12 protein-coding genes are annotated in these 12,850 nt (G+C 62.6%); 8 read left to right on the top strand and 4 right to left on the bottom strand.

What is annotated here, in order from left to right; genetic code table 11:
- Positions 1 to 229: 229 nt before the first annotated feature.
- Both mazG and VIM98_RS10795 read left to right on the top strand, forming a co-directional pair.
- Positions 230 to 1,027: a nucleoside triphosphate pyrophosphohydrolase gene (gene mazG, locus VIM98_RS10800; RefSeq protein ID WP_331993111.1), complete on the top strand. Its 798-nt coding sequence runs from the start codon at positions 230 to 232 to the stop codon at positions 1,025 to 1,027.
- Positions 1,028 to 1,129: 102 nt separating this feature from the next.
- Positions 1,130 to 1,900 (top strand): DUF4097 family beta strand repeat-containing protein, encoded by a 771-nt coding sequence (locus tag VIM98_RS10795; protein WP_331993110.1) that lies wholly within the window; start codon positions 1,130 to 1,132, stop codon positions 1,898 to 1,900.
- Positions 1,901 to 2,075: 175 nt separating this feature from the next.
- Here the strand turns inward: VIM98_RS10795 and VIM98_RS10790 are convergent, their stop codons facing one another.
- The 3 genes from VIM98_RS10790 to VIM98_RS10780 form a co-directional block, all read right to left on the bottom strand.
- The gene (locus VIM98_RS10790; protein ID WP_331993109.1) at positions 2,076 to 3,188 is read right to left on the bottom strand and encodes an SLC13 family permease; all 1,113 of its coding nucleotides are present in this window, start codon (positions 3,186 to 3,188) and stop codon (positions 2,076 to 2,078) included.
- 111 nt (positions 3,189 to 3,299) lie between these two features.
- Positions 3,300 to 5,786 carry an ABC transporter permease gene (locus VIM98_RS10785; protein WP_331993108.1) on the bottom strand — a complete coding sequence of 829 codons (2,487 nt, stop codon included), beginning with the start codon at positions 5,784 to 5,786 and terminating at the stop codon, positions 3,300 to 3,302.
- Positions 5,787 to 5,901: 115 nt separating this feature from the next.
- The gene (locus tag VIM98_RS10780) at positions 5,902 to 6,609 is read right to left on the bottom strand and encodes an ABC transporter ATP-binding protein (RefSeq protein WP_331993107.1); all 708 of its coding nucleotides are present in this window, start codon (positions 6,607 to 6,609) and stop codon (positions 5,902 to 5,904) included.
- On the opposite strand from VIM98_RS10780, the gene VIM98_RS10775 reads away from it, so the two are divergent.
- From VIM98_RS10775 to VIM98_RS10765, 3 genes are all read left to right on the top strand, one after another.
- Positions 6,608 to 7,219 (top strand): arylesterase, encoded by a 612-nt coding sequence (locus VIM98_RS10775; protein WP_331993106.1) that lies wholly within the window; start codon positions 6,608 to 6,610, stop codon positions 7,217 to 7,219. The genes VIM98_RS10780 and VIM98_RS10775 overlap by 2 nt on opposite strands.
- A gap of 114 nt (positions 7,220 to 7,333) precedes the next feature.
- Entirely contained in the window at positions 7,334 to 8,056 is a 723-nt protein-coding gene (locus VIM98_RS10770) for a response regulator transcription factor (protein WP_281852256.1), read from the top strand.
- Positions 8,057 to 8,080: 24 nt separating this feature from the next.
- A complete protein-coding gene (locus VIM98_RS10765) occupies positions 8,081 to 9,064 on the top strand; it encodes a HAMP domain-containing sensor histidine kinase (protein WP_331993105.1) in 984 nt (327 codons plus the stop codon).
- Between the two features lie 159 nt (positions 9,065 to 9,223).
- Here the strand turns inward: VIM98_RS10765 and VIM98_RS10760 are convergent, their stop codons facing one another.
- Complete coding sequence (locus tag VIM98_RS10760) at positions 9,224 to 10,576, bottom strand: 3-oxoacid CoA-transferase (RefSeq protein ID WP_331993104.1); 1,353 nt, start codon at positions 10,574 to 10,576, stop codon at positions 9,224 to 9,226.
- A 160-nt stretch (positions 10,577 to 10,736) separates the two neighbouring features.
- Between VIM98_RS10760 and VIM98_RS10755 the strand changes: the two genes are divergently transcribed.
- The 3 genes from VIM98_RS10755 to VIM98_RS10745 form a co-directional block, all read left to right on the top strand.
- The gene (locus tag VIM98_RS10755; RefSeq protein ID WP_331993103.1) at positions 10,737 to 11,108 is read left to right on the top strand and encodes a BlaI/MecI/CopY family transcriptional regulator; all 372 of its coding nucleotides are present in this window, start codon (positions 10,737 to 10,739) and stop codon (positions 11,106 to 11,108) included.
- Complete coding sequence (locus tag VIM98_RS10750; protein ID WP_331993102.1) at positions 11,095 to 12,381, top strand: M56 family metallopeptidase; 1,287 nt, start codon at positions 11,095 to 11,097, stop codon at positions 12,379 to 12,381. The genes VIM98_RS10755 and VIM98_RS10750 overlap by 14 nt, the downstream gene beginning before the upstream one ends.
- A 117-nt stretch (positions 12,382 to 12,498) precedes the next feature.
- Positions 12,499 to 12,850: isoaspartyl peptidase/L-asparaginase (locus VIM98_RS10745; RefSeq protein WP_331993101.1), on the top strand; the 352-nt coding region annotated here is incomplete at its 3' end.

Genomic DNA, 12,850 nt, shown 5'->3' with positions numbered 1-12,850 from the left:
CTGTCAATGACTTGGACACAGCGAAAACGGATCCTATCGTTGTGGGAGCGACTTCAGTCGCGACAAGGACTTGCGGTGAGGCACGATTGTCGCGACTAAAGTCGCTCCCACAGAAAGCAAGTTTTTAGAGGCTCCCTTCAGTCGCCACATGGACTTGCAGTGAGGCACGATTGTCGCGACTGAAGTCGCTCCCACAACAACTAGATGGGTTTTCGCTAAGGGCTCTTTTATGTCGCGTCACAGCTTGAACGACCTGCTCGACATCATGACCCGGCTGCGTGACCCCGAACGCGGTTGTCCCTGGGATCTCAAACAGGATTTCGCGAGCATCGCGCCGTACACCATCGAAGAAGCCTACGAAGTGGCCGATGCGATCGATCGCAAGGATTGGCAGGATCTGCGCGATGAGCTTGGCGACCTGCTTCTGCAGGTGGTGTTTCATGCGCAGATGGCCAAAGAGGCCGGCTTGTTCGATTTCAACGACGTAGCGCATGCAATCAGCGACAAGATGCTCAGGCGGCATCCGCATGTCTTCGGCGACGTCAGCTACGACGATCTGGAAGCTCAGACGGAAGCCTGGGAGGCGATCAAGCGCGCCGAGCGCCTGGCCCGTGGCGAGGGTGCCGATGACGATAGCGCGCTGGCGGGTGTCTCACGTGGCTTGCCGGAGTGGAAGCGTGCGACCAAATTGCAGCAGCGCGCGGCCAAGGTCGGTTTTGACTGGCCCGATGCCGGTCCGGTGCTGGACAAGCTGAGCGAAGAGCTGGAGGAAGTGCGCGCGGAATTCGCCGCAGGCGCCGACCGTGAACGGCTGCAGGACGAGATCGGCGATGTGCTATTCGTCGTGACCAACCTGGCGCGCCATGCCGGGGTGGATTTTTCCCAGGCGTTGCGTCACGCCAATGCCAAGTTCGAGCGGCGCTTCCGCCATATGGAGCAGCTGGCGCGAAACGACGGCAAAGCGCTTTCCGAGCACGATCTGGCCGCGCAGGAAGCTTTGTGGCAGCGCGTCAAACGAGCCGAGTAGGGTAGCCATGCCGTTTGGCGGTTGACCCTGCCCGGGTGACAACGCAACCTTTTTGCCGCCGGCCGCATCAGAGAGTGCGAGCCATTCAAAAAGGAGCGATCCATGCGTCGTCTGATTCTCGCCACCCTGCTACTTGTGCCACTGACTGCCTTTGCGCACGAGGAATGCAAGTACCAAGCGCCCCGCAATATGAAGCTGGACCTGACTGGCGTCACCCAGGTGCAGTTCGACAACGGCAGCTATGACCTGCATATCACCGGTAGCGATAGCGCCGCAGGCGAGGTGACAGGCCGAGCCTGTGCATCGGACCAGAAACTGCTGGAAAAGCTGGTCGTGACCCAGCGTCGTGAAGGCGATCGCCTGATCGTGAAGCTCGGTGGCGAATCGTTCGGTTGGACGTTCGGCAGCTACCAGGCCTCGCTGGATATAAGCGTGCAGTTGCCGTCCAAGCTGCCGATCGTGATCAATGTCGGCTCCGGCGATGGCTGGGTAAGCAATATCATGCGCGTGGAAGGCCGCGTCGGTTCGGGCGATCTGCACCTGACCGATATCGGCGATACCTTGATCGCCAGCGTAGGTTCCGGCGATATCGACGGCCGCAACATCGGCCGGATCGAACTGGGTTCGGTGGGTTCGGGGGATGCTAAGTTCCACGACATCAAGGGCGATGTGAAGGTCGGTAGCATCGGTTCGGGCGATGCCACGTTCATTGGCGTGGGCGGTAGCGTGCGTGCCGATACATTGGGCTCGGGCGATCTGACGGTGCGCAATGTGCGCGGCGATTTGACTGTGGGCGCCAAGGGCAGCGGTGACGTGCACAAGTCGGATATCAGCGGCAAGGTCAATGTGCCGCACGATGACGACGATGAGTGACGCTCGGTTTGCGTGACGGGTTACCCCCTCACCCCAACCCTCGGGCGAAGGCAGGGCAGAGGGAGCTATCCGCGCAATTGCGATGTGCTGAGGTTCGCCTCAGTGTGCTCCCTCTCCCCTGGCTTCGCCGGGGGAAAGAGGGTTGGGGTAAGGGGGGCTCTTTTGCAGCAATCCCTCAATGCATCGCTATCCAGGCGACATACACCAGCGGTGCGCACACCAGCAAAAAAGGTACCGAGACTTTATGAAACAGTCCCAGCGCGTGGGGCTGTTTTGCTAAGCGCAGTGCAATCAGGTTCGCCAGCGAGCCAATGGCGATACCGAAACCGCCCACGTTGGCCGCTACCGCCAAGGCCATCGCATCGGGTGCACGATTCAATAGCAGCACCGTAGCCGGAACATTGCTGATCAACTGTGAGGCAACGATGCCACCGACGTAGAGATTGAGCGGCTGCTCCAGATCCAGCGTATTCATTCCCGCCTGCACTATCGGCAGCTCGGCCAGATGGCCAAGGCTCAGGAAAATCGCCGCGAAGGTTGCCAGCAGCAGCCAGTCCAGTCGAGCAAAAGTGCGGTATTCGAACAGGAACGGCACGATCACCAGACCGGCACCGAGCAAGGGCTGACCGTGTTCCATCAGCATCACCATCATCGATAGCGCGACCAACGACAACAGTCCCAGCAGCATGCTTGTCGGTTGCGATTCGGCCTGTGTATGCAGTTCGATACGTCCGCGCGGCAGCCAGCACCAAGTCAGCACGGCCACCATCGCAAACATGATGCCTGCGGTCGGCAGCATGGTGCGCATGAAACTCAGGAAAGGCAGGTGCTCGTACTGCCAGATCAGGAGATTCTGCGGATTGCCGATGGGGCTGAGCGTGGAGCCGGCATTCACCGCCAGAGCCTCCAGGATCACCATGCGCAGTACCGGCAAGTTCGACATGTCACCGATGGCTACCGTGAGCGGCACCAGCAGAAACAGGCTGACATCGTTGGTCAGCACCATCGAGAGCACAGCAGTCATCGATACGAGCAGCAGCCCCAGGGTGCGCACCGAATGCGCTCGCTCGACCAGCGCCCCGGCGATGCGCTGCACCCAGCCGCTATCGCGGATGCCCTGAATTGCCAGCATCAGACCGAACAGGCCTGCGAGCGTGGGCAGGCGCAACCAGCGCTGGTGGTCGCGCAATGGGTGTGGATCGAGAATCGCCAATACGAAAGCGAGGGCGGCGAAGAGCAACAATAGCCATTCGTGCTTGAGGCGCTGGAGCAGGACGGATCGGTTCATGCGCGGAAGCATAGCCGGTATGTGGGTCGTTCCCCCCTCCCTGCTATCGTCCCGGCGCGAGTTTCCCCTTCCGCGCGATTCGCCGGGACGACGGTCGGTGACTGAGGTTATTTACCCTTCGCGTAGCAGCCGCATAGGCGACGTCCGCGTGACCTTGCGCGTGCCGGCCAGTCCCAACAACATCACCACCAGAGCGGCGATGAGAGCGGCGACGAACAGCGGCCATAACGGCGGCACGAAGCCATCGATATGGAACACCGCATGCCCCAGCCACATCCCGGTGCCGATCGCGCCGAGTGCGGCTGTCAAGCCGGCAACCAACCCAAGCAACGCAAACTCGCATGCCGCCGCTGCGCGCAATTGCGCACGACGTGCCCCGAGTGTGCGCAGCAGGGCGGCTTCATGCCGTCGCTCGGCCGCGCTGGCCGCAAGCGCCGCCGCCAGCACCAAAGCGCCGGCGAGCAGGCTGAAGCCGAGCACCCAGCGTACGGCATTGCCGACGCGATCGACGATCTCGCGCACACGATCGAGCAAGGAATCGACATCGATCATGCTCAGATTGCTGTAATCGCGCGAAAGCGTAGCCAATTGTTCGGCGTGGCCCCGAGGCAGGTAGAAGCTGGCGATCCAGGTGTGCGGCAACTGTTCGGCGTGTGCGGGGTCGAGCAGCAGGAAGAAGTTCACCCGGAACGAGCTCCAATCGACCTGTCGGATGCTGCTCACTCTGGCATCGATATCGCCTTCGCCGATGTTGAAGCTCATGGTGTCGCCGACCTTCAGCTGGAACATGTCGCGCCAGCTCGTATCGATCGATACTTCCGCATGCGACGGATGGGTGCCTGCCCATTGGCCGGCAACGACCTGGTTGCTCGGTGGTAGTTCGCCGGACCACGACAATCGCAATTGACGGTCGGCCCATTCCTTGGCGCGCTCGTCCTTGAAATGCAACTGGTCGATCGGCGCGCCATTGATCGCGGTCAGCTTGCCCACGGCTAGCGGCAGCATGTTGAGCTTCTGGCCGCCGAGTGCGGCAAGGCTGTGTTCGAAGTTGTCTCGCTGGTCGTCCTGCAGATTAAGCACGAACCAGTTCGGCGTATCGGCCGGCAATTCCCGCCGCCAGCCTTCCAGCAGGGCAGGTGCGACGATAGCCAGCAACAGCAGGGCGACCAGCCCGAGGCTTAGCGCCGTGGCCTGGATCAGGCTCATGCCGCGGCGGCGCGCCAGTGCGGCCAGGCCTAGACGCAGTGCAGGGTGCGCGCCCGGCGCCACGCGACGAGCAACCCACAGCAGCAGCGCGGCCAGCAAGGCGGCGATTGCGGCAACACCGAGCAGACTGACGGCAAGGATCGCGGCCAGTTTCGCCGAGCCGCTCTGACTCCAGATCAGTACCAGCGCGACCAGCGCCGGCACCAGGTAAAGCGCATCGAATCGGCGCACGCGGCGCGCCACGCTTTCGCGAAAGACCGCGACCGGCGGTACCTCGGCCAGCCGGGCCAGCGGCGGCAAGGCGAAGCCGGCCAATACCGCGATACCCATCGCAGCGGCGGCAAAGGCGGGGCCGAGCGGCAACTCGGTCGGCACGGCGCTGAACAGTTGGCTGGCGAAGGCCCAGGCGCCTTGTGCCAGCGCAAGCGCCAGCACGACACCCAGGGCCGCAGCCGGCAAGGCCAGCGCAGCCAGCGTGCCGATCAGCAGGCCAAGCACCCGCCGGCGCGGCGTGCCGATCGCGCGCAGCAAGGCTACTTCGTGCGTCTTGCGTCGCGCATAACGCTGCGCGGCCAGTGCAATGGCGACACCGGCCAGCAAGGCCGAGAGCAGGGCAGTCAGGCGCAGGAACGATCCGGCGCGATCGAAAGCGCTGCGCATGCGTTCTTGCGTCTGTTCCGGCGTCATCAGCTCGGCGCCTTGCGGCAGCTTGCTGTCCTGGGCATAGGCGCGCCAACGGCGCACCGGGTCGGGATCGCCCGCGATCAACAGGCGATGGCGGGCGCGGCTACCGACACCGAGCAGGCCCGCTTGCCGGGCGTCGTCCAGACTCATGATGGCGCGCGGCGCCAGCGCAAACAGCTCGCCACCGTCGGGCTGGCGCAGCAGTTCGGCGGCGATGCGCAGGTCACGGCCGCCAACTTGCAGGGTATCGCCAACCTTCAGGCCCAGTGCGACAAGGGCGCGATGATCGAGATAAACCAGGCCCGCGCCGGGCGCGTGTGCATCGGTGCGATGGCGGCCCTGTGCATCGACGGTTTCGAGCGTGCCGCGCAAGGGATAAGCGGTATCGCTGGCCTGGACATCGAGCAACTGGCTATGGCCGTTGGCGAAAGCGACACTGGGAAAACTGGCCCCGCGGCTGGTGGTAAGGCCAAGCCGCGCGGCTTCTTCGGCGTAGTTGTCCGGCACCGGTTGCGGACCGGTGACGCCGAGATCGCCACCGATCAGCTCGGCGGCGCTGGCGAGCATGCCACGCTCGATGCGCGCGGTCAGCGTAGCGACGACACCGAGGGCCACTACCGCGAGCACCAGCGAGGCTGCAAGGGTGCGCAGTTCTGGCAAATGCCATTCACGGCGCAGGCCGCGTAGAGCGAGGGCGAAGAGTTTCATGCGCCTGCTCCATGGTTAAAGGCACTGGGTCCTGGCATTCGCCGGGACGACGAGCATGGCGGCATCCTGTCGTCCCGGCGAACGCCGGGACCCAGCGCCTTCTTTCCGAAGCGCCTCATAGCGCTACCTTCGCGGTCGTCAGCGGGGCCACCAACCGCCCGTTATCCAGCTCCACATGCCGCGCACAACGCGCGGCAAGCTTCTGATCGTGAGTCACCAGCACCAGGGTGGTGTGGCGATCCTGGTTGAGCGCGAACAAAAGGTCGCTGATATGGTGGCCGGTGCGCTGGTCCAGGTTGCCGGTGGGCTCGTCGGCGAACAGCAGGCGCGGTCCATGGACGAAAGCGCGCGCGATCGCCACACGCTGTTGTTCGCCGCCGGACAACTGAGCTGGATAGTGTCGGCGGCGTTGCCCGAGGCCGACCGCCTCCAGCGCTTCGCGCGCTCGTACGCGGGCCGCGTCGCTACCTTCCAGTTCGAGCGGCAGCATGACGTTTTCCTCGGCGGTCAGGGCCGGCAGAAGATGAAACGACTGGAACACGAAGCCGACCAGGCGCCGCCGCAAGTCGGCGCGCTTTTCTTCGTCGAGTTTCTCCAGCGCGTGGCCATCGAGCGCGATTCCGCCGCTGGTGGGCGTATCCAGGCCGGCCAGCAAGCCGAGCAGGGTGGTCTTGCCTGAGCCGGACGCGCCGACGATGGCGAAGCTTTCTCCTGAATGTACCTGCAAGCTGACGCCGAGGAGGATGTCCAGTTGACCCTCGGGTCCGCGGACCGACTTGCTAACATCGCGGGCATCGAGAAGAACACGGGATGTACCGCTCATGCTTCGTTTCCTTTGTGTGTTGCTGCTGTCGTTAGTGGCCGGCGCCGCCCAGGCGGCCACGCCTAAGACCGTGCTGGTGCTGGGAGATTCCCTCTCCGCGGCGCACAACATCCCCGTAGAAGCCGGTTGGGTACATTTGCTGGGCGACCGTCTGTCGAACATGGAGCCGACTTGGTCCGTGGTCAATGCCAGCATCAGCGGGGAAACCTCATTGAGCGGCCGCAATCGCCTGCCGGCACTGCTCGCCCGCTACAAGCCGGCGGTAGTCGTGCTGGAGCTGGGCGCCAACGACGGACTGCGTGGCCTGCCGCTGGATGCGTTGCGCGACAACCTGACAGCGATGATCGATCAGGCCACCGCCGCCAAGGCCAAGGTGTTGCTGCTGGGCATCGAGTTGCCGGTCAACTACGGTCCGCAGTATCGAGACGGTTTGCGGGCTGTTTATGCCGAATTATCGAAGCAGAAGCGCACCGGCTTGGTGCCGTTCCTGCTCGACGGGGTAGCGCTCGATCCATCGCTCATGCAGGACGACGGCCTGCATCCGGTGGCTGCGGGCGAGCCCAAGGTACTGGAGACGGTCTGGAAGGGCCTGCATCCGTTGCTCGACTAAATGGCTATGAAACCGTGTCTGAATCGCCCGCGAGGGAATTCACGCACCTATCACCGGCCGGATCGTTAGCTGTTCACCTTTGTGAAATTCCGAATCGCTGGCGGGAGGCTGAAGATGAGTTCACGTGACGAACAAGCAGGTTTGGTGCTGTTGGTGGAAGATAACCGGCAGATCGCCGAGATGGTCGGCGAATTCCTCGAACGCCGTGGGTACTCGGTCGACTATGCCGCTGACGGGGTCAGCGGACTCCACCTGGCGGTATCCAACAGCTACGACGTGGTCGTACTGGACTTGATGCTGCCTGGCATGGACGGACTGGACGTGTGCCGCAAGCTGCGCAAGGACGCCAAAAAATCTACCCCCGTGCTGATGCTGACCGCCCGCGACACGCTCGAAGACAAGCTGGTGGGCCTGGAGGCGGGAGCGGACGACTATCTGGTCAAGCCGTTCGAGGTGCGCGAGCTTGAGGCGCGCTTGCGCGCGTTGATCCGGCGCGACCGCCGCCAAGTGTCCACCGAGGTGCTGACCGTGGGCGACATGACCCTGGATACGGCGACCCTGCGTCTGACCCGAGGAGGCCAGGAACTGACGGTGTCGCCGATCGGCTTGAAGCTGCTGGCGATCCTGATGCGCGAATCGCCGCGTGTAGTCAGCCGCCGCGATATCGAACGCGAGATCTGGGGCGATACGCTGCCCGATTCCGATACGTTGCGTTCGCACCTGTACAACCTGCGCCGGGTCATCGATAAACCGTTCGAACGGCCCCTGCTGCACACCATCCACTCGGCCGGCTATCGTCTGGCGGACCTGGAGTCGGAGGTGGCCTCGGCCATGTAATTGGCATTCTGCCGGTGGCTAATTATGGAGACCAGGGGTAGTCCGCAATCGTCAGTGGGTTCGCAAGGTGGAACTTATTATCGGCGTATCGCGCTGATATTCGGGTTACAGCTGGTGGCGCTGATTATCGTGTCGCTGATGGGGGCCTATAACATGGCCCCCTTGGTGGCCGTGCTTGTGCTTATGGCGATCATTTGCGTACTGGGGTGGTTGGCGGCGCGGCGCGAATGGTCGTCGGTGAATCATCTGGTGGGCGCCTTGCGCGGCTGGGACGAACGCAAGCCGGATCTGGAGATCTGGGCACAGGAGCGGATGCCACGCCGATCCACTTCGGATACACGCGAGCTGGCGCGGGGCATGAGCCAGTTTGCTGCGCGCATCGCCAGCTACAACCAGCGCGAGCGCGAGTTCACGCGCGATGCAAGCCACGAGCTGCGCAGTCCACTGACTGTGATCAAGATGTCGGCCGATATGTTGGCCGACGAGTCTTCGATCGGCGAATTCGGTCAGCGTTCCGTGCAGCGCATCAAGCGCGCCAGCCGCGAAATGAGCGCACTGGTGGAAGCGCTGCTCATTCTGGCGCGTGAGTCGGATAACGGCTTGAGCATGGAAGACTTCGTGGTGAACGAAGTGATTCGGCGCGAACTGGACGATGCGCGCGATCTTCTGCAGGGACGCCCTATCCAATTGCAATTGGATGAGCCGGCACGTTTCGCCTTGCACGGTTCGCCGCAGGTATTTTCGGTGCTGTGCTGGCAGTTGATCCGCAATGCTTGTCAGCAGGCGGAGCAGGGCACGATCGTGGTCACGGTATTGCCCGGCGCCGTATCGGTCTTGAGCCGTTCGCCGGCCGACAAGGTCCATGCGGTCGATCGACATGGTTTCGAATTGGCGATCGCCCGGCGGATCAGCGAGCGCTTCGAATGGGAACTGGATCTCCAGACGCGCGACGGTACGCAGCATATTGCACGGGTCACATTCCCGCAGCCGTTGCCGGCCATCGAATGACTCTTACACCCCTACCACTGCGTGCAGGGGGAAGCCGGGAGGGCGTAGATCCATGAGGAAGGCCATGCGCTCTTTGGTTCATAGGAGGTAGCGGGCCAAGAGCCCACTCCTCTCCAAACCTGCCCTGTGAACAGGGGAGGGAGCGCTGGCGCTGATCGTTTACGCTTTCAGATCGACCTTGAATTCGCAGCCGGTCTTCGCCTTGACGTCCTCGACCGTCACGCCTTCCTGCAGTTCGATCAGTGTCAGGCCCTTGCCCTTTTCCACTGCGAACACGCACAGGTCGGTGATGATCAGATCGACCACTTCCTTGCCGGTAAGCGGCAGGTCGCACTGGTTCTTGATCTTGGGCGAGCCGTCTTTGGCGGTGTGTTCCATAAGCACCACCACGCGCTTGACGCCGCTGACCAGATCCATCGCACCACCGGGGCCCTTGACCATCTTGCCCGGCACCATCCAGTTGGCCAGGTCGCCCGTGCAGGACACTTCCAGGCCGCCTAGGATCGACAGGTCGATGTGGCCGCCGCGGATCATCGCGAACGATTCGGCACTGGAGAAATAGCTCGAGCCCGGCAGGCTGGTGATGGTCTGTTTGCCGGCATTGATCAGGTCCGGATCGACGCTTGCATCGTCCGGGAACGGGCCGATGCCCAGCAGGCCGTTTTCCGATTGCAGGGTGACATCGATATGCTCGGGAATGTAGTTGGCGACCAGGGTCGGGATGCCGATACCGAGGTTGACATAGAACCCGTCGCGCAACTCCTTGGCGGCACGCTGCGCCATGGCGACGCGGATCGGGCTTTCCTTGCCGGTATTGGCACCGGCGACGGTACGGAACTCGATGCGCTTTTCGTACGCGGGGCCCTGGATGATGCGGTCGACATAGATACCGGGCACGTGGATTTCGTCCGGGCCCAACTCGCCCACTTCCACCAGCTCCTCGACCTCGGCCACGCAGATTTTGCCGCAGGTGGCGATCATTGGGTTGAAATTGCGCGCGGTCTTGCGGAAGACGAGATTGCCGAGCTTGTCGCCCTTCCATGCCTTGACGATGGAGACATCGGCGTGGATCGCTTCTTCCAGCACGTATTCCTTGTCGCCGAAGCGCTTGGTTTCCTTGCCCTCGGCCAGCTTGGTGCCGAAAGCGGTACGGGTGTAGAAGCCCGGAATGCCCGCGCCGCCGGCGCGCAGTTTTTCGGCCAGGGTTCCTTGCGGCACCAGGTGCAGCTCCAGTTCGCCTGCCAGCACCTGACGCTCGAATTCCTTGTTCTCGCCCACATACGAGGCGTACACGCGCTTGACCTGACGCGTCTTGAGCAGCGGACCCATGCCGAAGTCGTCCACGCCGGCATTATTGCCCACGATGGTCAAACCCTTGGTGCCTGCCTCGAGCAGGGCGCCAATGAGGTTTTCCGGAATGCCGCAGAGGCCGAAGCCTCCGGCAGCGATGGTCATGCCGTCGGACAACAATCCGTCCAGGGCCTGCTTCGCGCTCGTAAAAACTTTATCCATTGCGATGCCTTCTAACCGGGGAGAGTCAGCCTCCTAGGATACGACGGATCGAGCCTGGCCCGCGTTGTACGAAGGTACAGGTCATGGCGCGGGTGGGCTATTGACGTCTGCGTTTACGTGTGTAATTGTTCATCTCGCTTACACTTGTAAACGGTGATTCATGTCGATCAGCGAAGCCGAATCTGTGGTGATGGAGGTGCTGTGGCGGCAGGCGCCGCGCACCGGCGAGGAAATTCTGGCCGAGGTCGGCCCGCGACAGGGCTGGCAAGAGGGCACGGTCAAGTCGTTGCTCAATCGCTTGCTGAAAAAGAAGGCGGTGCGAGCCGAGCGTGCCGGTCGCAGGTACTTGTATAGCCCTAAGCTCACTCGCGAGCAGTACGTATCGCAAGAGAGCAAGGGATTGCTCGACCGCCTGTTCGACGGCCGGGTTGCGCCGCTAGTGACGCTCTTTTCCGAGCAACACAAGCTGAGTCGCAAGGACGTTGCCGAGCTGAAGAAGCTGCTGGAGGACCTGGACGATGAGCAGCCTTGAAGCCGCCCTGTCATTGTTGTGGTTGACCACCCTGAGTTTTTCGTTCGGTCTACTGACGGTGGCCTGTCTGCGCCGTCCTGTACGTCGCCGCTTCGGTGCCGGCAGCGCATATCTGCTTTGGGTGTTGCCGCTGCTTGCCGTTTTGGTCAGCCTGCTACCTCATCCGATACATATGCGGTCACAGCCGTTGCCGCCGATGGTGCTGACGGTGGTCGCAGGCGATGCCATCGCCGAGATGCCGGGTGCATCTTCGGATCGGCTTTTGATCGTCGGTCTGATGTCGGTGTGGATGCTCGGCGTTGTGCTTTCGGCAAGTCTGGCTATAGCGAGGCAGCGCCGTTTCCAGCTTGCGTTACGGACGGCGCGACCATTTTCAGGTGCATCGCTGGCATGGCCGGTGTGGCTTGCGCGGGACGATGCGACAGGACCTGCCATGGTAGGCGCATGGCGTCCCTTCATCGTGCTGCCCAGGGATTTCGAGAAGCGTTACGACGAAAGCGAACGCGTACTGATTCTTGCGCACGAAGCCATGCATATCCGTCGCCGCGATGGCTGGTGGTGCGCGGTAGCACAGGTATGCGCCTGCCTCTTCTGGTTTCACCCCTTGCTCTGGTGGGCGTTGCCGGCGTGGCGCCACGACCAGGAACTGGCATGCGACGCGGCGGTTATCCGTGAGCATGCCGGCCAGCGCCGACGTTATGCCCTGGCCATGCTCAAGACACAGGCGGTAGCAACGGTGCTCCCGATGGGTTGTGCATGGTCGCCTCGTCATCCTCTTACGGAGCGTATTGCCATGTTGCACAGTTCGCAGATCTATACCGTCAAGCGCCTTAGTGGCATATCGACAATCGCGTTGGCCGCGTTGCTTGCCAGTGCCGCTGTCTACGCTGGCACGAGCATCGCCGGCATCGCCTCGCCACGCGATCAGCGCTATAGCCTGAAGCTTGAAGTCGCTGTGAACGGTCAGCCCGCGAAGGTGCATGCTGCCACTTGTCTGGCGGTTGGACAGCGCTATGAACTTATCGAGGACAGTACGCCCAATCTCGCGCCCTGGCGTGCGCTCGTGGGCGTGGTGCCCACCGACAAGGGACAACTGGAGGTGCGAGCCGATATCTCCGGCGGCACGCTGAATGGAACGACGCAACCGCGTATTCGGGTTTCGGAAGGCCAGGAGGGCACGATCATGGTCGGATCGCGGTTAGGACCCTCGGCGGGCGTGCCGGTGGGCGAGCATACGCTTACGCTACGAGCCCTGCCCAGCACAGGTTGCTGAAACCGGAGCGTCATTTTCGTCGCTTCTGAATGCCCGCGCGCTCGAGTAGGCCGTACGGCTGAGCATGGGTCCGCGGCTAGTTATACTTCGGACACGTTGCTAGGGAGACGTCGTTCGATGAGGCAGTACCTGTTTGCCGCCATGGTCGCCTGTGCCATGACCGGCCTGAGCCATGCCGCCACACCGGTGCTGGTGATTCATGGCGGTGCGGGGGTGATCAAGCGCGATATGAACCCGGCCAGGGGAAAGGCCATACGGGCGGCGCTGAACCAGGCATTGCAGGCAGGCTATGCCCAGCTCAAGGACGGTAAACCGGCGATCGACGCGGTAACCGCGGCGATCGTCGTGCTGGAAGACGACCCGAATTTCAATGCCGGCAAGGGCTCGGTTTTTACGCATGACGGCAAGAACGAGCTCGATGCCGCGCTGATGGATGGCTTTACGCTCAAAGCGGGAGCTGTCGCCGGTG

Source organism: Dyella sp. (assembly GCF_036568765.1).
Taxonomy (GTDB): Bacteria; Pseudomonadota; Gammaproteobacteria; order Xanthomonadales; family Rhodanobacteraceae; genus GSA-30.
This window is presented reverse-complemented; position numbering and strand designations above follow the sequence as displayed.

What these genes read in the sequence shown, in the direction of transcription:
- VIM98_RS10760 (WP_331993104.1), bottom strand. Translation starts at nt 10,576, where the DNA reads ATGGATAAAGTTTTTACGAGCGCGAAGCAGGCCCTGGACGGATTGTTG.
- mazG (WP_331993111.1), top strand. Translation starts at nt 230, where the DNA reads ATGTCGCGTCACAGCTTGAACGACCTGCTCGACATCATGACCCGGCTG.
- VIM98_RS10765 (WP_331993105.1), top strand. Translation starts at nt 8,081, where the DNA reads ATGGAGACCAGGGGTAGTCCGCAATCGTCAGTGGGTTCGCAAGGTGGA.
- VIM98_RS10780 (WP_331993107.1), bottom strand. Translation starts at nt 6,609, where the DNA reads ATGAGCGGTACATCCCGTGTTCTTCTCGATGCCCGCGATGTTAGCAAG.
- VIM98_RS10790 (WP_331993109.1), bottom strand. Translation starts at nt 3,188, where the DNA reads ATGAACCGATCCGTCCTGCTCCAGCGCCTCAAGCACGAATGGCTATTG.
- VIM98_RS10775 (WP_331993106.1), top strand. Translation starts at nt 6,608, where the DNA reads ATGCTTCGTTTCCTTTGTGTGTTGCTGCTGTCGTTAGTGGCCGGCGCC.
- VIM98_RS10795 (WP_331993110.1), top strand. Translation starts at nt 1,130, where the DNA reads ATGCGTCGTCTGATTCTCGCCACCCTGCTACTTGTGCCACTGACTGCC.
- VIM98_RS10770 (WP_281852256.1), top strand. Translation starts at nt 7,334, where the DNA reads ATGAGTTCACGTGACGAACAAGCAGGTTTGGTGCTGTTGGTGGAAGAT.
- VIM98_RS10755 (WP_331993103.1), top strand. Translation starts at nt 10,737, where the DNA reads ATGTCGATCAGCGAAGCCGAATCTGTGGTGATGGAGGTGCTGTGGCGG.
- VIM98_RS10785 (WP_331993108.1), bottom strand. Translation starts at nt 5,786, where the DNA reads ATGAAACTCTTCGCCCTCGCTCTACGCGGCCTGCGCCGTGAATGGCAT.
- VIM98_RS10750 (WP_331993102.1), top strand. Translation starts at nt 11,095, where the DNA reads ATGAGCAGCCTTGAAGCCGCCCTGTCATTGTTGTGGTTGACCACCCTG.